At 65.9% G+C, this 19528-nt stretch carries 22 protein-coding genes; 10 read left to right on the forward strand and 12 right to left on the reverse strand.

Annotated features, from left to right (window positions below; all coding sequences use genetic code 11):
* The first annotated feature begins 77 nt into the window (after positions 1 to 77).
* The 5 genes from ilvD (at position 78) to ACOXXX_RS16200 (ending at position 4764) form a co-directional block, all read left to right on the forward strand.
* Positions 78 to 1841, forward strand: coding sequence for a dihydroxy-acid dehydratase (gene ilvD, locus ACOXXX_RS16180; protein WP_422827646.1), 1764 nt, complete (start codon positions 78 to 80; stop codon positions 1839 to 1841).
* Positions 1842 to 1844: 3 nt separating this feature from the next.
* Positions 1845 to 2483, forward strand: coding sequence for a dihydroxy-acid dehydratase (locus ACOXXX_RS16185; RefSeq protein WP_422827647.1), 639 nt, complete (start codon positions 1845 to 1847; stop codon positions 2481 to 2483).
* Positions 2484 to 2620: 137 nt separating this feature from the next.
* The gene (locus tag ACOXXX_RS16190; protein WP_422827648.1) at positions 2621 to 3394 is read left to right on the forward strand and encodes a DUF6478 family protein; all 774 of its coding nucleotides are present in this window, start codon (positions 2621 to 2623) and stop codon (positions 3392 to 3394) included.
* 16 nt (positions 3395 to 3410) lie between these two features.
* Positions 3411 to 3788: a hypothetical protein gene (locus ACOXXX_RS16195; RefSeq protein ID WP_422827649.1), complete on the forward strand. Its 378-nt coding sequence runs from the start codon at positions 3411 to 3413 to the stop codon at positions 3786 to 3788.
* Between the two features lie 58 nt (positions 3789 to 3846).
* Positions 3847 to 4764: a DMT family transporter gene (locus tag ACOXXX_RS16200; RefSeq protein ID WP_422827650.1), complete on the forward strand. Its 918-nt coding sequence runs from the start codon at positions 3847 to 3849 to the stop codon at positions 4762 to 4764.
* 78 nt (positions 4765 to 4842) lie between these two features.
* Here ACOXXX_RS16200 and ACOXXX_RS16205 read toward each other — a convergent pair whose 3' ends face one another.
* The 5 genes from ACOXXX_RS16205 to ACOXXX_RS16225 form a co-directional block, all read right to left on the reverse strand.
* Complete coding sequence (locus ACOXXX_RS16205; protein WP_422827651.1) at positions 4843 to 6165, reverse strand: NAD(P)/FAD-dependent oxidoreductase; 1323 nt, start codon at positions 6163 to 6165, stop codon at positions 4843 to 4845.
* A complete protein-coding gene (locus ACOXXX_RS16210; RefSeq protein ID WP_422827652.1) occupies positions 6162 to 6980 on the reverse strand; it encodes an ABC transporter permease in 819 nt (272 codons plus the stop codon). Before ACOXXX_RS16210 ends, ACOXXX_RS16205 begins: the two co-directional genes overlap by 4 nt.
* Positions 6977 to 7867, reverse strand: coding sequence for an ABC transporter permease subunit (locus ACOXXX_RS16215; protein ID WP_422827653.1), 891 nt, complete (start codon positions 7865 to 7867; stop codon positions 6977 to 6979). Before ACOXXX_RS16215 ends, ACOXXX_RS16210 begins: the two co-directional genes overlap by 4 nt.
* Positions 7868 to 7877: 10 nt before the next feature.
* Positions 7878 to 8999 carry an ABC transporter ATP-binding protein gene (locus ACOXXX_RS16220; RefSeq protein ID WP_422827654.1) on the reverse strand — a complete coding sequence of 374 codons (1122 nt, stop codon included), beginning with the start codon at positions 8997 to 8999 and terminating at the stop codon, positions 7878 to 7880.
* 62 nt (positions 9000 to 9061) lie between these two features.
* Positions 9062 to 10147 carry a polyamine ABC transporter substrate-binding protein gene (locus ACOXXX_RS16225; RefSeq protein WP_422827655.1) on the reverse strand — a complete coding sequence of 362 codons (1086 nt, stop codon included), beginning with the start codon at positions 10145 to 10147 and terminating at the stop codon, positions 9062 to 9064.
* 160 nt (positions 10148 to 10307) lie between these two features.
* Here ACOXXX_RS16225 and ACOXXX_RS16230 point away from each other — a divergent pair, with 160 nt between their 5' ends.
* Both ACOXXX_RS16230 and ACOXXX_RS16235 read left to right on the forward strand, forming a co-directional pair.
* On the forward strand, positions 10308 to 10979 hold the full coding sequence (locus ACOXXX_RS16230) for a GntR family transcriptional regulator (protein WP_422827656.1): 672 nt from the start codon (positions 10308 to 10310) through the stop codon (positions 10977 to 10979).
* 70 nt (positions 10980 to 11049) lie between these two features.
* Entirely contained in the window at positions 11050 to 12453 is a 1404-nt protein-coding gene (locus ACOXXX_RS16235) for an aspartate aminotransferase family protein (protein WP_422827657.1), read from the forward strand.
* Positions 12454 to 12471: 18 nt separating this feature from the next.
* On the opposite strand, the gene ACOXXX_RS16240 is transcribed toward ACOXXX_RS16235, so the two are convergent.
* The 4 genes from ACOXXX_RS16240 to pgsA form a co-directional block, all read right to left on the reverse strand.
* Entirely contained in the window at positions 12472 to 13248 is a 777-nt protein-coding gene (locus tag ACOXXX_RS16240; RefSeq protein WP_422827658.1) for a FadR/GntR family transcriptional regulator, read from the reverse strand.
* A 78-nt stretch (positions 13249 to 13326) separates the two neighbouring features.
* Positions 13327 to 13770 (reverse strand): molybdenum cofactor biosynthesis protein MoaE, encoded by a 444-nt coding sequence (locus tag ACOXXX_RS16245; protein WP_422827659.1) that lies wholly within the window; start codon positions 13768 to 13770, stop codon positions 13327 to 13329.
* A gap of 3 nt (positions 13771 to 13773) precedes the next feature.
* Positions 13774 to 14019 (reverse strand): molybdopterin converting factor subunit 1, encoded by a 246-nt coding sequence (moaD, locus tag ACOXXX_RS16250; protein WP_422827660.1) that lies wholly within the window; start codon positions 14017 to 14019, stop codon positions 13774 to 13776.
* Positions 14019 to 14684 (reverse strand): CDP-diacylglycerol--glycerol-3-phosphate 3-phosphatidyltransferase, encoded by a 666-nt coding sequence (pgsA, locus tag ACOXXX_RS16255; RefSeq protein WP_422827661.1) that lies wholly within the window; start codon positions 14682 to 14684, stop codon positions 14019 to 14021. Before pgsA ends, moaD begins: the two co-directional genes overlap by 1 nt.
* An 89-nt stretch (positions 14685 to 14773) precedes the next feature.
* On the opposite strand from pgsA, the gene ACOXXX_RS16260 reads away from it, so the two are divergent.
* Positions 14774 to 15169 carry an META domain-containing protein gene (locus ACOXXX_RS16260; RefSeq protein WP_422827662.1) on the forward strand — a complete coding sequence of 132 codons (396 nt, stop codon included), beginning with the start codon at positions 14774 to 14776 and terminating at the stop codon, positions 15167 to 15169.
* Here ACOXXX_RS16260 and recO read toward each other — a convergent pair.
* Positions 15147 to 15878, reverse strand: a complete 732-nt coding sequence (recO, locus tag ACOXXX_RS16265; protein WP_422827663.1) for a DNA repair protein RecO — start codon at positions 15876 to 15878, stop codon at positions 15147 to 15149. The two genes, ACOXXX_RS16260 and recO, sit on opposite strands and share 23 nt — an antisense overlap.
* Positions 15879 to 16003: 125 nt before the next feature.
* Between recO and ACOXXX_RS16270 the strand changes: the two genes are divergently transcribed.
* The gene (locus ACOXXX_RS16270) at positions 16004 to 17635 is read left to right on the forward strand and encodes an FAD-dependent oxidoreductase (protein ID WP_422827664.1); all 1632 of its coding nucleotides are present in this window, start codon (positions 16004 to 16006) and stop codon (positions 17633 to 17635) included.
* 66 nt (positions 17636 to 17701) lie between these two features.
* On the forward strand, positions 17702 to 18346 hold the full coding sequence (locus ACOXXX_RS16275) for a Pr6Pr family membrane protein (RefSeq protein WP_422827665.1): 645 nt from the start codon (positions 17702 to 17704) through the stop codon (positions 18344 to 18346).
* Here ACOXXX_RS16275 and ACOXXX_RS16280 read toward each other — a convergent pair.
* Positions 18288 to 18623 carry a DUF1491 family protein gene (locus tag ACOXXX_RS16280; RefSeq protein ID WP_422827666.1) on the reverse strand — a complete coding sequence of 112 codons (336 nt, stop codon included), beginning with the start codon at positions 18621 to 18623 and terminating at the stop codon, positions 18288 to 18290. The two genes, ACOXXX_RS16275 and ACOXXX_RS16280, sit on opposite strands and share 59 nt — an antisense overlap.
* Complete coding sequence (gene era / locus ACOXXX_RS16285; RefSeq protein ID WP_422827667.1) at positions 18616 to 19524, reverse strand: GTPase Era; 909 nt, start codon at positions 19522 to 19524, stop codon at positions 18616 to 18618. Before era ends, ACOXXX_RS16280 begins: the two co-directional genes overlap by 8 nt.
* Positions 19525 to 19528 lie beyond the last annotated feature (4 nt).

Consider the following 19528-nt stretch of genomic DNA (forward strand, 5'->3'; position numbering starts at 1 on the left):
GATGGCGCCGTGATGGTTCTTGTGCCTGACCGGGGCCTTCGGTATGCCATTTGCAGCGATTTCCAAGGAGGAGCGTCATGCTCAAGCGTCCGTTCGACAAATCCCGTCTGCCCAGCCGTCACGTGACCGAAGGCCCGGCGCGTGCGCCGCACCGGTCTTACTATTACGCCATGGGCATGTCCGAGACGGAGATTCATCAACCTCTGGTCGGGGTCGCCACCTGCTGGAACGAGGCCGCACCCTGCAACATCGCGCTCAACCGGCAGGCGCAGGCGGTCAAGCTGGGCGTGAAAGAGGGCATGGGCAGCCCACGCGAATTCACCACGATCACCGTCACCGACGGCATCGCCATGGGTCACGAGGGCATGCGGTCGTCGCTGGCGTCGCGCGAGGCCATCGCCGACACGGTCGAGCTGACCATGCGCGGCCATTGCTACGATGCGCTGGTGGGGCTTGCGGGCTGCGACAAGTCGCTGCCGGGCATGATGATGGCGATGGTGCGGCTGAACGTGCCGTCGGTCTTTGTCTACGGCGGGTCGATCCTGCCGGGCAAGGTGCCCGCCGGGTCGGACGTGCCCGAGGATTTCGCTTCGCGTGATCTGACCGTGCAGGACATGTTCGAAGCGGTGGGCCGCCACCAGAACGGCTCTCTGAGCGATGCGGCGCTGGAAATCCTCGAACGGGTGGCCTGCCCGTCGGCGGGGGCCTGCGGCGGTCAGTTCACCGCCAACACAATGGCCTGCGTGTCCGAGGCGATCGGCCTTGCGCTGATGAACTCCTCGGGCGCCCCCGCGCCCTATGAAAGCCGCGACCAGTACGGCACGGCGTCGGGCATCGCGGTGATGAACCTGCTTGAAAAGAACATCCGCGCCCGCGACGTGGTGACGTTGAAATCGCTGCAGAACGCGGCGCGTGTGGTGGCCTGCACCGGCGGGTCGACCAATGCCGGTCTGCACCTGCCCGCCATCGCGCATGAGGCGGGAATCGACTTTTTCCTTGACGATGTCTGTGAGATTTTCCGCGACACGCCGTATTTCGTCGACCTCAAGCCCGGCGGCCAGTACGTGGCGAAGGATCTTTACGAGGCCGGCGGCGTGCCGGTGGTCATGAAGGAACTGCGCAAGGCGGGTCTGCTGCACGAGGATTGCATGACCGCGTCGGGCTACTCGCTGGGCGAGGAGCTGGACAAGATCGCGGGCGAGGCCGATGGCCGTGTCATTCATACCGTCGCCAACCCGATCAGCAAGACTGGCGGTGTCGTGGGCCTCAAGGGCAATCTCGCTCCGGGCGGGGCGATCGTGAAGGTGGCGGGCATGAGCGCCGAAGAGCAGGTCTTTACCGGCCCGGCGCGGGTTTTCGAGTGCGAAGAAGACGCGTTCGAGGCAGTCAAGGCGCGCAGCTACAAGGAAGGCGAGGTGCTGGTGATCCGCAACGAAGGCCCCGCAGGCGGGCCGGGCATGCGTGAAATGCTGGCCACCACGGCGGCGCTGTCCGGTCAGGGCATGGGCAAGAAGGTGGCGCTGATCACCGACGGGCGCTTTTCCGGTGCCACGCGCGGTTTCTGCGTCGGCCATGTCGGCCCCGAGGCGGCACTGGGCGGGCCCATCGCGCTCTTGCAGGATGGCGATGTCATCACGCTCAACGCCGTAACGGGCGAGCTGTCGGTCGATCTGAAGGATGAGGAACTGGCGGCCCGCAAGGAAAACTGGGCCGGCCCGCGCGAGACGATCTATGCCAGCGGTGCGCTTTGGAAATACGCGCAGCTGGTGGGCGAGACCTACAAGGGCGCGGTCACGCACCCGGGCGCAGAGGCCGAAAAACACGTCTACATGGACCTCTGAGCCATGTGGCGCGCGATCCTTGCCTCGGTTCTGGTGATCGGCGCTCTGGCCGGGTGCGAAGCCGCGCCCGCGCCGGACCCGGAGGGCCCGCCCTCGGCCCGGACGCAGTCGCGCGGCTTCCTGTCGGGCCTGATCGGGCCGGTCACGCGGACGGGCCCCGCGGCGCTTTCGCAGGTGCGGCTGGCCCGGGGCGATGTGATCGTGTCGGCGACCGAAGGCTACTGCATCGATCCCGAAACGCTGGTCACCCGGGGCGGGCGCGGCTTTGCGATGCTGGCCTCCTGCCGGATCCTGAACGGCGGTGAAACGGGGCCGCTGGTGCCGCCGCTGCTGGTCACCGTCACGGTCGGCCCGGCGGGATCGGGTGCCGACCTGCCGGAACCCGAAACGCTGGCCGCGATCAGCGAAGCGCCGCTGCTGGATGCCGCGAGCGACGACGGGCTGGTGCTGGCGCGTCTGGGTCGGGGCGGCGAAGGCGTGCTTGACGGCGGCGATCCGCGCTATTGGCGGGGGGCGTTCACGCAGGGGTCGCGGCTGGTGATCCTGGCGCTTTATGCGCCCGAGGGCAGCGTGGCGGTCGGGCCGTCCGGGCGCGCCCTGCTGGCGCGGGTGCACGCGCGGATCCGCGCGGAAAGCCCGTAGAGCGTGATCAGGGCGGAATTCACCCGTCCGAAACGAAGGATAGGGCGTTTATTCAACGCAAAGTATTTGCCATAAGAGTGACAACCGCCGGGTAAGAGGCGGATCAGGGGACGGCGAGAGGGGCAGCGCTGGGGCAGATGGCAGGGCAGAAGAACAGTCTTTTCGACCGGCTCTTGCAGCAGGGGGCGCTGCGGCGCTGGTCGCGGGCGGCGCGCGCGGCGGCCCATACCGACCTGCCGGAACTGCGCCGTCAGCGCGCACAGGCGCGCAAGCTCAAGCATCACCTCGACACTTTGATCCATGTTTCGGACGCGCGGCTGGCGTTGCCGATGATCGGCAACCAGGCGTTTCCGCGCCCGCATGATGCCGACTGGGGCTGGCGGCCCGCGCTGTGGTGTGGCCCCCTGGCCAGCCCCGGCGAATCCTCGGTCCGGTCGAAAACCATGCTGGGGCGCGAGGTGACGCTGTTTCACGACTGCGCGCATTCCGAACTGACCCTGCGCCAGTTGCGCAACACGCGCGAGGCCGATCTTGCGGCTTATGGCCTGCGGATGGACGTGTTCCGGTTTGACGGATCCTACCTGTCGCTGGCCATCGACCTGCCCGAAGAGGCGAGCCGCGACCTGCGGCGCAAGCACCTCATTCGGCTGGAAACCATCGTGGAATCGGAAAAGCCGCTGGAGATCTTCGCCCGGCTCAACATCAAGAACGGCCCCAACACCGAACAGATCGTGCGCGAGCTGCCGCTGCACGAAGAGGATATCCGGGTCGAATTCGACCTGGCCTATACCAAGCTCAACGAAAAGCGGGTGGAGCGGATGTGGCTCGACCTGATCTTCGAGGGGCCGCAGATGAACCAGGTCATCCTGCGGGATCTGACCTTCAGCCGCCGCCCGCGGGCAGAGCTGTGACCAGGAGGAGCGGAGCATGAGCGCCTATTCACTGACCGGCACGCAGTTTCGCGAAGGCGTCTGGGAAGGCCTGTTGCGGGCCGAGGTCGCGGGTGCGGGGGCGCCCGAGATCGTGGTCACCCTGCTGGATCAGCCGGTGACCGGCGTGATGATCAAGGACACCGGCGAAGAGGGCCGGTGGCTGTTGCAGATCCCCGTACCGCTGCAGGCCGTCGGTGAGGGGGTGCGGACCTTTCTGATCCTCGATGCCAGTTCCGACGAGGTGCTGGGCAGCTTTGCCATCATCGCAGGCGAGGTGCTGGGCGACGACATCCGCGCCGAGGTGGACCTGCTGCGGGCCGAGCTCGACATGCTCAAGCGGGCCTTCCGTCGGCACTGCGTCGAGACGACCTGAACGTGGCACCGCTCCTCAAGCCCTTGCGGACTTTCCTCGCGGTTGCGGCGGCACCGGCATGACCGGGTCGATGCGCGGCATCGCGCTGAAGCTGAGTTCGGTCTTTCTGTTCATCGTCATGGCGTCGCTGATCAAGGCCACGTCGGACGCGGTGCCGCCCGGCGAGGCGGTGTTCTTCCGGTCGTTCTTTGCCCTGCCGGTCATTCTGGTCTGGCTGGCCTGGCGGCACGATCTGGGCACCGGCCTGCGGGCCGAGCGGCCCATCGGCCATGTCTGGCGGGGGCTCATCGGTGTGACGTCGATGGGCTGCGGCTTTGCCGCTCTTGGCCTGCTGCCGCTGCCCGAGGTCACGGCGCTGGGCTACGGCGCGCCGTTGATGACAGTGATCTTTGCGGCCCTGCTGCTGGGCGAGCGGCTGCGCGCCGTGCGGCTGAGCGCGGTGGGCCTTGGGCTGGTTGGGGTGCTGATCGTGCTTTGGCCACGGCTCACGGTGGAAGAGGCGGACCGGGCCGCGACCATCGGGGTTGCGCTGGTCCTGGCCTCGGCGGTGCTGCGGGCGCTGGCGCAGATTCAGATCCGCCGCCTGGTCGCGACCGAGACGACATCGTCCATCGTGTTCTACTTCTCGCTCACCGCGACGCTGATGTCGCTGGCGACCCTGCCCTTCGGCTGGACCTGGCCGGGGGTCTGGCCGGGGCTGATGCTGGTGGCGGCCGGACTGGTGGGCGGGGTGGCGCAGATCCTGCTGACCTCGGCCTATCGCGGGTCGGAGGCGGCGCTGCTCGCGCCCTTCGACTATGCGTCCATGATCTTTGCGCTGGCCATCGGCTACGCGGTCTTCGGCGAGGTGCCGACGCTGGCGATGCTGCTGGGATCGGGCATCGTGATCTCGGCCGGTGTCATGATCATCTGGCGCGAACGGCAACTGGGCTTGCAGCGCAGCAAGGACCGCCCGGGGATGACGCCGCACGGCTGAGCGACATCGCCCCGCGGGGGCGATACGAGAGACGCTGTCTCTCGTGCTCTCTGAGGTATTTTCGAACCAGAGAAGGGATCAGCGATCGAGCAGGGCCGCGGCGGCATAGGCGGGGGCCAGCAGGCTGCGCCGGAACCGGCCCAGCGGAAAGCGTGCTGGCGGGGCCTGCATGGCGGGCGGATAGGGGCCATCGGGGGTTTTGCCTTGCACGAGGGCCGCCAGCAGCGCGCCGGTGTGGCTGCCCATGGCGACGCCGTTGCCGTGATAGCCCAGCCCCCCGAAGAGGCCCGGGTGCCCCGGCACCGGCCCGGCAAAGGGGGTGAGGTTCGCCATCAGACACACCAGGCCTGACCATTGATGCGTCACCTCGACCTCGCGCCAGGCCGGAAACATGGTGTGGAAATCGGCGCGGATCTTGCGATTGATCGCGGATTGGGCCCGGGGGGTGGCCGTCAGCCCGCCACGAATGCCGAAGAGGAACCGCCCGTCCGGCAGTTTGCGGAAATAGTGCAGCAGCGTGCGCGTGTCATAGGCCATCTGGGCAGATGTCCAGCCCTGCGCCTCCTGCTCTGCTGCGGTCAGCGGGCGGGTCATCAGAACGCTGGATTGCACGGGCAGGTAGCGCGCGCGCAGCCAGGGGGGCAGGTCGTCGGAACTGTAGCCGTTTGTGGCGAGGATCACCCTGTCCGCGGTGACCGTGCCGTCCGGGGTGCAGAGCCGCGTCGTGGCCCCCTGCCGGTCGATCCGCGTGACCGGCGTGTGGGCGTAGAGCGCCACCCCGGCAGCGCCTGCGGCAGCGGCGAGGCCGGCATGGTATTTCGCCGGGTTGAGGGCAAAACCGATCGGGGTGGTGAGGGCGCCATGAAACGGCCCGCCAAGGCCGTGAGCCCTCATATCCCCCGCTTCAATCAGCGTCGGATCGACGCCGTAAAGCTCCGGCACCGTCCGCGCCTCGGCGCGCAGGGCCGCCATGGCGCGCGGGGTATGGGCCAGCAGGGTTTCGCCCTCCGAATGGGTGTCGGCGTCGATCCGGTGATCCTGGAGCAGGGCCGCGACCGTGGCCACGGCGGCCTTTTCGGTGGCGTACCAGGCAGCGGCCCCATCCTCGCCGAAGCGGCGGCGCAGCAGGCCATGTGGCGCCTTGGAGCCGCCGAGGCAGCAGAACCCGCCGTTGCGGGTCGAGGCGCCAAAGCCGGGCGTTTCCGCCTCGAGCAGCACAACCCCCACACCGTCCTGCGCCAGGCGCAGCGCCGCCACCAGCCCGGTGAACCCGCCGCCGATCACCGCGACATCCGTGCGCAGGTCGTGGCTCAGCCGGGGCCAGTCGGGCGACGTCACGGTGCCGTGCCAGTAGACGCCGGGCTCTGCCGCATAGGCGGCGGGCTCGTAGATCCGCTTCATGAGGCGCGGGCGGCGGCCTGTTCGTCGCGTTGCTGCGCCACGCTGGCGCGTTTCGAGATGATCGACGCGGTGATGACGCCGATGGTCACGATGGCGATCATCAGTGTCGACAGCGCGTTGATCTCGGGGCTGACGCCCAGCCGCACGGCCGAGAAGATCTTGATCGGCAGCGTCGTGGCCGAGGGGCCGGTGGTGAAGCTTGCGATCACCAGATCGTCCAACGACAGGGTAAAGGCCAAAAGCCAGCCCGAGATCACCGCGGGCGCGATGATCGGCAGGGTCACAAGGCGGAAGGCGTCGAAGGGCGTGCAGCCAAGATCAAGCGCCGCCTCCTCCAGCGACCTGTCGAAACTGGTCAGCCGGGAGGAGACGACGACCGAGACATAGCACATGCTGAACGTCGTATGCGCCAGCACGATGGTGAACACACCGCGGTCGAGCCCGATGCCGATGAAGAGCAGGAGCAGCGACAGGCCGGTGATCACCTCGGGCATGACCAGCGGCGCGTAGATCATCCCGGAGAAAAGCGTGCGGCCCAGAAACCGGCCCGACCGGACCAGCACATACGCCGCCATGGTGCCCAGGACCGTGGCCAGGGTCGAGGAAAAGACCGCGACCTTGATCGTGACCCAGGCGGCATCGAGGAATTCCTCGTTCTGCAAAAGCTCTCCGTACCACTTCGTCGAAAAGCCCGCCCAGACGGTCACCAGCTGCGAGGCGTTGAAGCTGTAGATGATCAGGATCACCATCGGCAGGTAGAGAAAGGCAAAGCCGAGCGTCAGCGAGGTGACGTTGAACCAGGTCAGACGGGTCATCCTTCGGCCTCCCGCGCTTTCTGCTCGTTGCGCTGGAAGAGGATGATCGGAATGATCAGGATCAGCAGCAGGATGATCGCCACGGCGCTCGCCACCGGCCAGTCGCGGTTGGAAAAGAACTCCTCCCACAGCACCTTGCCGATCATCAGCGTGCCCGAACCGCCCAGAAGCGACGGGATCACGAATTCACCGATGGCCGGGATGAAGACCAGGAAACAGCCTGCGATGATGCCGTTCTTGGACAGCGGAATGGTCACCAGCCAGAACGCCTGGATGCGCGAACACCCGAGGTCTTCGGCGGCTTCGAGCAGCGATTCATCCATCTTTTCCAGCGCCGAATAGATTGGCAGGATCATGAACGGCAGGTAGGTGTAGACGATGCCGATGTAGACGGCGGTGTTGGTGTTAAGGATCGTCAGCGGTTCGGAAATGAGGCCCGTCCACATCAGGAACTGGTTCAGCAGCCCCTCGTTCGACAGAATGCCCATCCAGGCGTAGACGCGGATCAGGAACGAGGTCCAGAACGGCAGGATCACCAGCATCAGCAGCGTCGCGCGCCATTCCAGCGGCGCGCGGGCCATGCCGTAGGCGATGGGATAGCCGACGGCGAGCGTGATCAGCGTCGACAGCGCCGCGATCTGCAGCGAACTGAGGTAGGCGCGCCAGTAAAGATCGTCGGTGCTGAGAAAGACGAAATTCTCGAAATCGAGCGCCGCGAAGAAATCCCGGATGCCCGCCCAGCCTTCGGCGAGGTCGAGCTGCGGCATGTAGGGCGGCCGGGCCAGGGCGATGTCCGACAGCGAAATCTTGAGGACGATCAGGAACGGAATCAGGAACAGCGCCAGCAGCCAGAGGTAGGGCACGGCAATAAGGGCGATGCGGCGCATGTTCATGGCATCAACGCTCCAGCAGGACACCGGCGGTGTCGGTGAAGGACAGCCAGACCTCGTCCTCCCAGGTGATGTCGCGCCGCGACAGGCGGCGGGTGTTGGCGGTCTGCGCCTTCATCATCGTGCCGCCGGGCAGTTTGACGTGATAGGTCGACAGGTTGCCGAGATAGGCGATGTCGATGACCTTGCCGCGCAGCACGTTGGGGGCTTCGGGTTCCTCGGTCGAGATGGTGACCTTTTCCGGCCGGATGGCGAAATGACAGGTCTGCCCGGGATCAAAGCGTTTGGAGGTCGTGCCCTTGATCGGCGGCTGGCCTTCGGCCCAGGCGATATCGACCTTGTCGCCGGTCTGGCTGGCCTTGCCCTCGATGATGTTCACGTCGCCGATGAAATCCGCGACATAGACGGTTTCCGGCGCCTCGTAGATCACCGACGGGGTGGCGACCTGCACGATCCGGCCCTCGTCCATCACCGCGACACGGCTGGCGACGGTCATCGCTTCCTCCTGGTCGTGGGTCACGATGACAAAGGTGGTGCCGGTGTTTTCCTGGATGTCCATCAGTTCGAACTGGGTGTCCTGGCGCAGCTTGGCATCCAAGGCGCCCAGCGGTTCATCGAGCAGCAGCAGCTTGGGCCCCTTGGCCAGCGACCGGGCCAGCGCCACGCGCTGACGCTGGCCGCCCGAAATCTGGTGCGGCTTGCGGCGGGCGAATTTCGACAGGCGGGTCAGGCGCAGCATCTCTTCGACGCGGGCGGCGATGGTGTCCTTGTCCTGGCTTTCGCGGCGCAGGCCGAAGGCGATGTTGTCCCAGACCGACAGGTGCGGGAAAAGCGCGTAGCTCTGGAACATCATGTTCACCGCGCGCTTGTTGGGCGGCACCGGCGCGATGTCTTCGCCCGACAGAAGGATGGTGCCCGATGTCGGTGCCTCGAACCCGGCGAGCATCCGCATCATCGTGGTCTTGCCGCAGCCTGACGGGCCCAGAAGCGCAAAGAATTCCTTGGCATAGATATTCAGCGACAGATCGTCGATGGCGACGAAATCACCGAACCGCTTGGTCACGCCCCTGAATTCGATCAGCGGTTTTTCGTTGGGATCGTCCCAGGGGGCAAAGACCTTCTGGCTCATCATCTTATCCGAACAAGAGGAAAGGCCCGCGCCGGATGCGGCGCGGGCCTGATGCTGGGCGATCAGACGCCCGACTTGATTTCGGTCCAGAGGCGGGTGACCATCCGCTGCACCTTGGGATCGTAGGGCGAGAAGGTGTAGAGGTTCTTGATCGTCTCTTCGTCCGGATAGATCGCCGGGTCGTCGATCACATCCTCGACCAGATATTCCTGCGACGCCTTGTTGCCGTTGGCATAGTAGACGTAGTTCGACGCCGCCGCCATGTTCTGAGCATCCATGATGAAGTTCAGGAACTGGTGCGCCCCGTCGGGGTTGGGCGCATCGACCGGGATCGCCATCTGGTCGAACCACATCAGCGCGCCTTCCTTGGGCGCGTTGTAGGCCACGGTCACGCCATTGTCGGCCTCGGCCGCGCGGTCACGGGCCTGCAGCACGTCGCCGGACCAGCCGACCGCAACGCAGATGTCGCCATTTGCCAGCGCGTTGATGTATTCCGAGCTGTGGAATTTCTGGATGTAGGGACGCACCTCCATCAGCAGCGGCTTGACCTTCTCGATCACCTCGGGGTCCTTGCTGTCGGGGTCTTCGCCCAGGTATTTAAGCGCGGCTGGGATGATCTCGGTCGGCGCGTCGAGGAAATGCACGCCGCATTCTGCGAGCTTTTCCATGTTCTCGGGTTCGAACACCAGCGCGAGGCTGTTGATCGGGGCATCCTCGCCCAGCACTTCCTTGACCTTGTCGACGTTCACGCCCAGGCCGGTCGTGCCCCACATGTAGTTGATCGAGTATTCGTTGCCGGGGTCATACTGCGCGGTGCGCTCTTCGATGTCGGCCCACATGTTGTCGATGTTGGGCAGCTTGGACTTGTCCAGTTCCTGAAACGCGCCGGCCATGATCTGGCGCTGCAGGAAAGACCCCGTCGGCACCACGACGTCATAGCCCGATCCGCCGGCCAGCATCTTGGTTTCCAGCACTTCGTTGCTGTCGAACACGTCGTAGATCAGATCGAGGCCGGTTTCTTCCTCGAATTTCGCCAGCAGATCCTCGTCGATGTAGTCGGACCAGTTGTAGACCCGGACCTCCTGCGCCTGCACGGCGGCGGCGGTCAGGGCCAGGGTGGCGGTCAAGCTCAGCAGAGGTGTCTTCATGTTTTGCTCCCGTTGGACGCGGGGCCCGTTGCGGCCCCGTATTCCAGTGAATTTGATCAAATACTGCCCGCAAAGGCAACAGGAGGATGTTTTCATGCCGAAGGAAGCGGTGCAAGATGGCGCGAATTGCCCGGAATATCAGCGCGCAGGGGGGCGCGGCATGGCCTTGGGACCAGATGACAGTCAGAATCGGGATACCGCGGGTTTGCCCGCCCACGAGCGCGTCTACCGCAGGTTGCGCAGCATGGTGCTTTTTGGTGAGCTCGAGCCCGGGCAGGCGGTCACGATCCAGGGTCTGACCGACGAGCTGGGCGTCGGCATGACGCCGGTGCGCGAGGCGTTGCGCCGCCTCACCGCCGAGGGCGCGCTGGTGTTTCAGGGCAACCGGCGCATCTGCGTGCCGGTGCTCGACGCGGCGGCGGTCGATCAATTGGGCGTGGCCCGCGCGGCACTTGAGCCGGAGCTGGCGCGGCGTGCGGCGCTACGGGCCGATGCCGGGGGAATCGCGCGGTTGCGCGCGACGGATGCGCGACTCGACCGGGCGATATCAAGGGGCGACGTGGCCGGATACCTGGCCGAGAATCACGCCTTTCACGCAGAGTTGAACGCGATGGCCGACGCGCCGATCCTGACAGAGCTGGTCGAAGGTCTCTGGCTGCGTTTCGGCCCGTCGCTGCGCGTTGTCTGCGGGCTGTTCGGCACCCGCAACCTGCCGGACCGGCACAAGGATCTGATCACCGCGCTGGAGCGGCGCGACTCGGACGCGGCGGCCGAAGCGATGTATCAGGACGTCGCACAGGGCATGGCGCAAATCCGCAACGGGCTGGAGTGATTCGATTGACCCTTGGATAATTTGATCATATTCTGCACCCAACTCTCCAAGACAGATGAAAGGTGCGGCCATGACCCAGATCTCGAACCATATGCCGACCGACGAACTGCAGGCGCTGGACGCCGCGCATCACATGCATCCCTTCACCCACAACGCTGAACTGGGCGACAAGGGCGCGCGCATCATCACCCGCGCCGACGGCGTGTGGCTGACCGATTCCGACGGCAACCGCATCCTTGACGGGATGGCGGGGCTTTGGTGCGTGAACGTGGGCTACGGACGGCAGGAACTGGTGGATGCGGCCAGCCGCCAGATGGCGGAACTGCCGTTCTACAACACGTTTTTCCAGACCTCGCACACCCCGGCCATCGCACTGGCTGCGCGGCTGGCGGAACTGGCGCCGGGCGATCTGAACCACGTGTTCTTTGCCGGATCGGGGTCCGAGGCGAACGATACCAACCTGCGGATGGTGCGCACCTACTGGGCCGAAAAGAGCCAGCCGGAAAAGCAGGTCGTGATCTCGCGCTGGAACGCCTATCACGGTTCGTCCGTGGGGTCGGGCTCCTTGGGCGGTATGAAGGGCATGCACAGCCAAGGCGGCATGCCGATCCCCGGCATCCACCATATCGACCAGCCCGACTGGTGGTCCGAAGGCGGCGACATGACGCCCGAGGATTTCGGGATTGAGCGTGCGCGCCAGCTTGAGACCGCGATCCTGGAGCTGGGCGCCCACAAGGTCGCCGCCTTCATCGCCGAACCGGTGCAGGGCGCCGGTGGCGTGATCATTCCGCCCGCGACCTACTGGCCGGAAATCCAGCGCATCTGCCGCGAACACGACATCCTGCTGATCGCGGACGAGGTGATCTGCGGCTTCGGGCGCACCGGAAACTGGTTCGGCAGCCAGACCATGGACATCCAGCCCGACATCATGACCATCGCCAAAGGCCTTTCGTCGGGCTATCTGCCGATCGGCGGGTCGATCGTCAGCGACGAGATCGCAAAGGTCATCGGCAACACCGAATTCAACCACGGCTACACCTATTCCGGCCATCCGGTCTCCGCCGCCGTGGCACTCGAAAACCTGCGCATCCTCGATGAAGAGGGGATCGTCACCGGTGTCCGCGACCGCGCGGGGCCGTACCTTGCGCAGAAATTTCAGAGCCTGACCGACCACCCGCTGGTGGGCGAGGCCAAGATCGTCGGCATGATGGGCTCTATCGCGCTGACGCCGGACAAGGCCAGCCGCGCAGCGTTCGAGGCCGAAGGCGGCACCGTGGGCTACATCTGCCGCGAACGCTGCTTTGCCAACAACCTGGTGATGCGCCATGTCGGTGACCGCATGATCATCTCCCCGCCGCTGGTGATCTCGAACGACGAGATCGACACGCTGATCGAACGCGCCTGGAAAAGCCTGGATGAAACCCATGCCCGGCTGCAGGACGAGGGGCTGATGAAGGCGCGCAAGGTGGCGTAAGCCGCCTGCGCCGCCCGGTCAGGTTCCGGGGCGGCGGCGCACCCGCTCGAACCGCTGGCGGGCGATTTCCTCGTTCCTTTCGGCGCGGCGATCGTCGTTGAGCGCCTTGCCGACAAAATCCAGATGCGCCTCGACCGCGGCGCGGGCCGCATCCGGATCGCGCGCCTGCAGCGCGTCGTTGATGACGCGGTGCTGGTCCAGCAGCGCCGACCGGGTCGTACGCTGCTTGAACATCACCTGGCGATTGTAGAACACGCCTTCGCGCAGAAGCTGGTACATCGACCGCATCATGTGCAGCATGATCACGTTATGGCTGGCCTCGATGATGGCGAGGTGAAAATCCGCATCAAGCTGCGCCTCGTCCGCCGGATTGCGCTTTTGATGCGCGGCCTCCATCTGCTCGAATAGCGCGCCGATGACCTTGAGGTCCGTCTCGGACCCCAGCCGCGCGGCGCGTTCGGCGGCCAGCCCCTCCATGTCGCGGCGAAAGCCCAGGTAGTCAAAGACCGCCTCGTCGTGGGTCGAGAAGAGCTTGACCAGCGCATCGGAAAACGCCGAGCCCAGCACGTCGGCCACGAAGATGCCGGCACCTGCGCGGCTGGTGATCAGCCCGCGCGCCTGCAGATCGGCGACCGCTTCGCGCAAGGACGGGCGCGACACGCCCAGCCGGTCTGCTAGTTCGCGTTCGGCGGGCAGGCGTTCGCCGGGGCGCAGCACCCCGCGCAGGATGAGTTTTTCGATCTGCCGGGTCACGGCGGAGGACAGTTTTTCGGGTTGAACGGGGCGAAACGGCATAAATGAACCCTGCGTGGCACTGCGCCGGTCATATGGACCGGCGCGCGGCATGGCAAGCTTGCGGGTGGTCCGGCGCCGCTACCAGCGGGTCAGCGCATCCTCGTCCTCGGCCTTGGCGGCGACCCATCCGGCGCTGTCGGCCCCGTGTTCCTTTTTCCAGAACGGCGCACGGGATTTAAGGTAGTCCATCAGAAATTCCGCCGCCTCGAACGCATCCTTGCGATGCGGCGCGGCGGTGGCCACCATCATGATCCGGTCACCGGGGGCAAGCCGCCCGTAGCGGTGAATGACCAGCACATCGCCCAGCGACCAGCGCGCGACGGCATCGGTCGCGATCTGTTCCAGCGCCTTTTCGGTCATGCCGGGATAGTGTTCGATCTCCATCACGTTGAGATCCCCGCCCGCCACGTCGCGCACGATGCCGGTAAAGGTCACGACCGCGCCCATGTCGGTGCGCGTGGCGGCGAAGGCGTCAGCCTCGGCCCCGAAATCGAACGGCTGTTCCTGCACGACGATGCGCATGGTCTAGCCGCCCGTCATCGGGGGAAAGAACGCCACCTCGCGCGCGCCTTCAAGCGATGCCTCGAAGTCGGTCAACTCCTGGTCGACGGCGACGCGCAGGGCGGTCAGGTCGGAAAAGGCGGTGGCATAGCGGTCTTCGCGGGCCGAAAGCTCGGCCACCAGTTCCGACACCGTGGCGGCGGATGTTTCCACCCGTTCCTTGGGCAGGCCGATGCGTTCGCGCACCCAGGCGAAATAGAGAATATCCATCAGCGATCCTCCTTCAGAAACGGGGTGGCCTTGCGCAGGTAATCCCAGCCGGTCAGAAGCGTCAGCCCCGCCGCCACCCACAGCAGGATCAGCCCGATGACCCCGGCCCAGACCATGCCCGCCTCTTTCCACCACAGGCCGTGCAGATCGTCGGTCTGGCCCGACAGGATCGACGATACCATTTCGGGATCCATGCCCCAGATCGACATCCCCAGATAGTGTTCGAACACGCCTTGCGCAAACAGCACCGCGATGGCGATCATCTGCAGCGTCGTCTTCCACTTGGCCAGGCTCGTGACCTTGAGCGTGCCGGCGGTATCGCCCAGGAATTCGCGCAGGCCCGACACGAACACCTCGCGGAAGAGGATGAAGGTCGCGGGCAGCACCAGCCAGGGCGACATCGACGAATAGCCGACGATGACCATCAGCGCGATCACCACCATCGCCTTGTCTGCAATGGGGTCGAGCATCGCGCCCAGCTTGGTCTGCTGGCCCCAGGCGCGCGCCAGGTAGCCGTCAAACCAGTCGGTCACGGCCGCGCCCACGAACAGCACCAGCGCGAACCAGTCGGCGTAAGGCCGGGTGAAGAACAGGAACATGACCGCGACGCCGGGGGCGGCGATCAGGCGCAGGGCGGTCAGGATGTTGGGCACGTTCCAGATCATGCGTTGTTCCTATCGTGGATTGCCCGGACAGGGAAGACGGCGCGATGTCCGGCTTGCCCTGCTCAGCAAAGCTGCGCTAAGGCGGAGGCATGCGGTTCAAATTTCTTGCCTGTCTGGCCTTCGTATCCGCCTGTGCGCAGGATGAAACGGTGTTTTCCTACGGCGCGGGCGAGCGCAGCTTTGTCCTGCAAAGCATCGATGGCGCGCCGGTCGGCGCCCGCGCGACCCTTTCTTTCCCCGCACCGGGGCGGATCAGCGGGCAGGCTCCTTGCAACAGCTTTTCGGGGACGCAGACCGTGCCTTACCCGTGGTTCAACGCCGGGCCATTGGCAGTAACCCGCCGGGCCTGTCCCGATCTTGCCGCGGAACAGGCGTTCCTGACCGCGCTGTCCGAAATGACCTTGGTGAAAGTCGAGGAAGGCACGCTGCGGCTGTCGAACGATGCGGGGCGCGAAATGATCTTTAGCCAGCAGCCCGACGGCTGAACCGGTCGACAAAGGTGCCTCGCGCCGCTGGAAGCGGTTTGTCGCCAAGGCTTGCCGCCAGATGCCGCGACAGGAAATGCCCGGTGGTGCCAAGCGCGGTCAGCACCTCGTGATCCGGGCCCAGCCCCTCGCCCAGCATCACCGGCGGCAGCGGCAGCAGCCGGTCGGCCCAGTCCCCGGCACCAGACGCGGACACCGCCCGCCCGGTCCGGGGCGAGACATAGATCAGGTGATCGTTGCCGCCGGTTGCGGCACAGGCCGACAGGTCAAGGCCGAACCCCATCTCGTCCAGCAGCGCCATTTCCCAGCGCAGATAGGCCAGCGGCCAGAGGTCGGTCTGGCCCAGAAGATCGAGCAACTGTTCGGTCCTGGCATAAAGTGCGGGGTGCGATTCGCGTTCGGGCAGGCAGAACGCCAAAAGCGCCACCACCGCGTTCAGCCCCGAAAGCGACAGCGGGTCGGCCATGGCAACCGCTGCCCGCGATCGCTGGGGCTCGACCGCGTAGGTGCCCAGATGATCCTCAAGCCGGGCACGCCAGCTCAGGTCAAGCTGCGCGCCCGGCTGCAGGCTGGGCGCGATCTTGCGCGACGTACCGCCGCGCAGGATGCCCGCGTGCCGACCGTGCGCGGCGGTGAACACGTCCAGGATGGCCGAGGTTTCGCCGTGCCGCCGGGCGGTCAGAAGTATGCCGGTATCGCGCCAGTCCATCTGCGCAAGGTGCGTCCGCGGGTGGTCCGGCGCAACCCCGTTCCGGGGCTCTGGCAGGATTGCGCATTGGAACCCGGCGGCGCGCGCGCTAGCGTTATCGTGATCGACAGAAAGGCACGGCGACCATGGCACCGAAAATCCTGATCTTGGGCGGCGGTTTCGGCGGCATGTTCGCAGCGCGTGAATTGCGCAAGCAGCTGGGCAGCCGCGCCGAGATCGAGATCATCAACAACACCAACTATTTCGTTTTCCAGCCGCTCTTGCCCGAGGTCGGCGCCGGGTCGATCACCGCGATGCATGCGGTGTCGCCGCTGCGCAAGCTCTTGCGCGGGGTGCGGGTGCGCAAGGCGCGCATCTCGTCCGTGGATACCGACCGGCGCATCGTCACGGTCTTTCAGGGTGTGCAGCGCCGCCCGACGGAGGTGTCCTATGATCATCTGGTCGTGGCGCTGGGGCAGGGGGTCGACCTGTCGCGAACGCCGGGGCTGACCGATCACGCGCTGACGATGAAAACGCTCGACGACGCGCGCCGCCTGCGCGCGCATGTGCTGGAACGGCTGGAACACGCCGACATCACCGCGCTGCCGCAGGTCAAGCAGGAGGCGCTGACCTTCTGCATCGTCGGCGCGGGCTTTTCCGGGATCGAAACCGCAGGCGAGCTGGGCGAGATGATCGACCGGGCGCTGAGCGACTACAGCAACATCTCGCGCAAGGAAGTGCGGATCGTCCTGATCGAATTCATGGACCGCGTGCTGGCAGAATTGCCCGAAACGCTGGCCACCTACGCGCAGAAGACGCTGGAGGATCGCGGGTTCGAGGTCATGTTGAACACCGGGGTGAAATCCGCCACCGGCACCTCGCTCGAGACCACGACCGGAGAGATCATCGGCACCCGCACCATCGTCGCCACCATCGGCAACACGCCCTCGCCCGTGGTGCAGGACATGCCGCTCGAGACGATGCACGGCCGGATCGCGGTCAACCGCCACCTGCAGGCGCAGGGGGCCGAGAATGTCTGGAGCCTGGGCGACTGCGCGCTGATCCCGATGAAGGACGGGGCCACCGAACGGGGCGATTTCGCCCCGCCCACTGCGCAGTTCGCCGTGCGCGAGGCGCGGTGCCTGGCGAAGAACATCGCGGCCAGCATCGACGGCCGTCCGTTGCAGCCGTTCGAATACACATCGCAGGGTGCGCTTGCGTCGCTTGGCGCGCATCGCGGCGTGGCCGAGGTCTGGGGCATGACCTTTCGCGGCTACCCGGCCTGGCTGCTTTGGCGCGCCTATTACCTGTCGTTCCTGCCGGGGCTGCGCACCAAGGTGACGGTGCTGCTGAACTGGTTCATCGACGGGTTTTCCCGCAGCACCGTGCAGATCCAGTCAGAGGAATCGGGCGGCGCGCGCTACGTGCATTACCGTGCGGGCGACCGGGTGTTCGAAGCTGGCAACCGCTCCGACGGTGTCTATTCGGTGATCTCGGGCGCGGTCGAACTGCGCATCGCCGATCCCGAGACAGGCGCCGAAACCGTCAGCCGCATCGGCCCCGGAGAGATCTTCGGCGACAGGGTCATCTTTGGCAAAACCCGCCGCACCGGTACCGTCCGCGCGCTGGAGGATACGCAGGTGCTGGTCATGGGCCGGGGCGAGGTTGCCAAGGTCGCGACCGGTTTCGCGCCCTTCCGCGACTATTTCCAGCGCCACGTCAAAGAGGCTTACGACGTCGACTGGAACCCCGAGGACGGCATCGGCCCGGACCGCTAGGGGCGGCCGCAACGGCAGCGCCGGGGTGGGGTTGTCTCGCGTCAGCGCGTGCCCCATCTAAGCCCCATGTCTATGAGTGCCCGCAGTTTCGCCGCCCTGATCGCCCTTTTGGCCTGGGCCGTTCTGGTGATGCATGTGCAGGTCGGGCTGGACCGGCGGCCGCATTGGACACTCTGGCAGGAGCTTTGGCGCACGGGGCGGTATTTCACCATCCTGACCAACGGCCTGGTGGCTGCGGCGCTGACCGCGGTGGCGGCGGGCTGGCGCATCCCGGCGGGATGGGCGGCGGGGCTGACGCTGTGGATGGGGATCGTGGCGCTGGTCTATCACGGCATCCTGTCGCGCGACCTTTCGGGCCTGCGCTGGTGGACCGATCAGGGCATGCATTCGGCGGTGCCGGGCGCCCTGGCGCTTTGGTGGTGGGCCTTTGCGCCCAAGATGGGGCTGCGCCGCATCCACGCGGTCTGGTGGCTGGGCTGGCCTGCGTTCTACCTCGCTTACGCTCTTTTGCGCGGAGAGGTTGACGGGCGGCATCCCTATTTCTTCATCGACCCGCCGCGGATCGGCTGGGACCAGGTGGCGCTCTGGATCCTCGGGCTTGGAGTGACGTTCTGGCTTCTGGGTCTGGGGATGGTGGCGCTGGCGCGTCGGCTCAGCTCAGACCGTCCTCGTCCAGCAGGTGACGCCCCTGCCGATCCTCGACCTCAATGACCCACAGATCGGAATCAAAGCTGCGCTGGCGGGCGATGGCGGCATCGACCTCGGCCTCCTCCCCGCCGGTCAGTTCGGTCCAGATCTGCGCCCCGGTCGCGAGATCGAACATCCGGGTATAGGCACGGGCCTGCCCGTCCAGCGTGTTCAGCTTGATCAGAGCCGCGCCCGCCGTGTCGTCGCCATGGGCGGTGACGAAGGCGGGGATGTCGTGCAACGACAGGCGGCGTAGATAGGCCTGAACCCAGAAACCCGCAGCCAGCCGCGGCTCAGGCATTTCCGTCCTTGAAATTCAGGCCCATTTCCGAGTAGCGCTCGGATTCCTCGAGCCATTTTTCCCGCACCTTGACCTGCAGGAAAAGGTGCACGCGGCGGCCCAGAAACTCTTCGAGCTCTTCGCGCGACGCTTTGGACACGGCCTTGATGGTCTCGCCGCGATGCCCCAGCAGGATGCCCTTGTGCCCTTCGCGCGCGACGTACACCACCTGGTCGATCCGGGCGGTGCCGTCGGCGCGTTCTTCCCAATTCTCGGTCTCCACCGTCAACTGGTAGGGCAGTTCCTGGTGCAGCCGCAGCGTCAGCTTTTCACGGGTCATTTCAGCCGCGATCATCCGCATGGGCAGATCGGCGATCTGATCCTCGGGATAAAGCCACGGCCCTTCGGGCAGTTCACCGGCCAGCCATGCGCGCAGGTCGTCTACCCCGTGGCCCTTTTCAGCGGAAATCATGAAGGTGCGGGCAAAGGGATAGGCCTCGTTCATCTCCTGGCTCAGTGCCAGCAGCGCCTCGGCCTTGACGCGGTCGATCTTGTTGATGGCCAGCGCGATCTTCCGGCCCTTGCCGATATCCTGCAGCCCGTCGAGGATGTTCTTGACGCCTGCGGTGACCCCGCGGTGCGCCTCGATCAGCAGCACGACGACGTCGGCGTCGGATGCGCCTGACCAGGCTGCGGCAACCATGGCGCGGTCGAGGCGGCGCTTGGGCGCGAAGAGCCCGGGCGTGTCGACAAAGACGATCTGCGTGTCGCCTTCGATGGCGACGCCGCGGATGCGCGCGCGGGTGGTCTGGACCTTGTGGGTGACGATCGACACCTTGGCCCCCACCATGCGGTTGGTGAGGGTGGATTTGCCCGCATTGGGCTCTCCGATCAGGGCGACGAATCCGGCGCGTGTGGGCATTTGG

Source organism: Thalassococcus sp. BH17M4-6, assembly GCF_049323015.1.
Taxonomy (GTDB): Bacteria; Pseudomonadota; Alphaproteobacteria; order Rhodobacterales; family Rhodobacteraceae; genus Puniceibacterium.

Bases quoted from the DNA above. Each gene is read 5' to 3' on its own strand.
- ACOXXX_RS16205 (WP_422827651.1), bottom strand. From the start codon at position 6,165: ATGAAGCGGATCTACGAGCCCGCCGCCTATGCGGCAGAGCCCGGCGTC.
- ACOXXX_RS16200 (WP_422827650.1), top strand. From the start codon at position 3,847: ATGACCGGGTCGATGCGCGGCATCGCGCTGAAGCTGAGTTCGGTCTTT.
- ACOXXX_RS16280 (WP_422827666.1), bottom strand. From the start codon at position 18,623: ATGCCTGAGCCGCGGCTGGCTGCGGGTTTCTGGGTTCAGGCCTATCTA.
- ACOXXX_RS16245 (WP_422827659.1), bottom strand. From the start codon at position 13,770: ATGCGCATCGTCGTGCAGGAACAGCCGTTCGATTTCGGGGCCGAGGCT.
- ACOXXX_RS16195 (WP_422827649.1), top strand. From the start codon at position 3,411: ATGAGCGCCTATTCACTGACCGGCACGCAGTTTCGCGAAGGCGTCTGG.
- ACOXXX_RS16235 (WP_422827657.1), top strand. From the start codon at position 11,050: ATGACCCAGATCTCGAACCATATGCCGACCGACGAACTGCAGGCGCTG.
- ACOXXX_RS16230 (WP_422827656.1), top strand. From the start codon at position 10,308: ATGGCCTTGGGACCAGATGACAGTCAGAATCGGGATACCGCGGGTTTG.
- ilvD (WP_422827646.1), top strand. From the start codon at position 78: ATGCTCAAGCGTCCGTTCGACAAATCCCGTCTGCCCAGCCGTCACGTG.
- ACOXXX_RS16275 (WP_422827665.1), top strand. From the start codon at position 17,702: ATGTCTATGAGTGCCCGCAGTTTCGCCGCCCTGATCGCCCTTTTGGCC.
- ACOXXX_RS16210 (WP_422827652.1), bottom strand. From the start codon at position 6,980: ATGACCCGTCTGACCTGGTTCAACGTCACCTCGCTGACGCTCGGCTTT.
- recO (WP_422827663.1), bottom strand. From the start codon at position 15,878: ATGGACTGGCGCGATACCGGCATACTTCTGACCGCCCGGCGGCACGGC.
- ACOXXX_RS16190 (WP_422827648.1), top strand. From the start codon at position 2,621: ATGGCAGGGCAGAAGAACAGTCTTTTCGACCGGCTCTTGCAGCAGGGG.
- ACOXXX_RS16185 (WP_422827647.1), top strand. From the start codon at position 1,845: ATGTGGCGCGCGATCCTTGCCTCGGTTCTGGTGATCGGCGCTCTGGCC.
- ACOXXX_RS16270 (WP_422827664.1), top strand. From the start codon at position 16,004: ATGGCACCGAAAATCCTGATCTTGGGCGGCGGTTTCGGCGGCATGTTC.
- era (WP_422827667.1), bottom strand. From the start codon at position 19,524: ATGCCCACACGCGCCGGATTCGTCGCCCTGATCGGAGAGCCCAATGCG.
- ACOXXX_RS16225 (WP_422827655.1), bottom strand. From the start codon at position 10,147: ATGAAGACACCTCTGCTGAGCTTGACCGCCACCCTGGCCCTGACCGCC.
- pgsA (WP_422827661.1), bottom strand. From the start codon at position 14,684: ATGATCTGGAACGTGCCCAACATCCTGACCGCCCTGCGCCTGATCGCC.
- ACOXXX_RS16240 (WP_422827658.1), bottom strand. From the start codon at position 13,248: ATGCCGTTTCGCCCCGTTCAACCCGAAAAACTGTCCTCCGCCGTGACC.
- ACOXXX_RS16220 (WP_422827654.1), bottom strand. From the start codon at position 8,999: ATGAGCCAGAAGGTCTTTGCCCCCTGGGACGATCCCAACGAAAAACCG.
- ACOXXX_RS16215 (WP_422827653.1), bottom strand. From the start codon at position 7,867: ATGCGCCGCATCGCCCTTATTGCCGTGCCCTACCTCTGGCTGCTGGCG.
- ACOXXX_RS16260 (WP_422827662.1), top strand. From the start codon at position 14,774: ATGCGGTTCAAATTTCTTGCCTGTCTGGCCTTCGTATCCGCCTGTGCG.
- moaD (WP_422827660.1), bottom strand. From the start codon at position 14,019: ATGGATATTCTCTATTTCGCCTGGGTGCGCGAACGCATCGGCCTGCCC.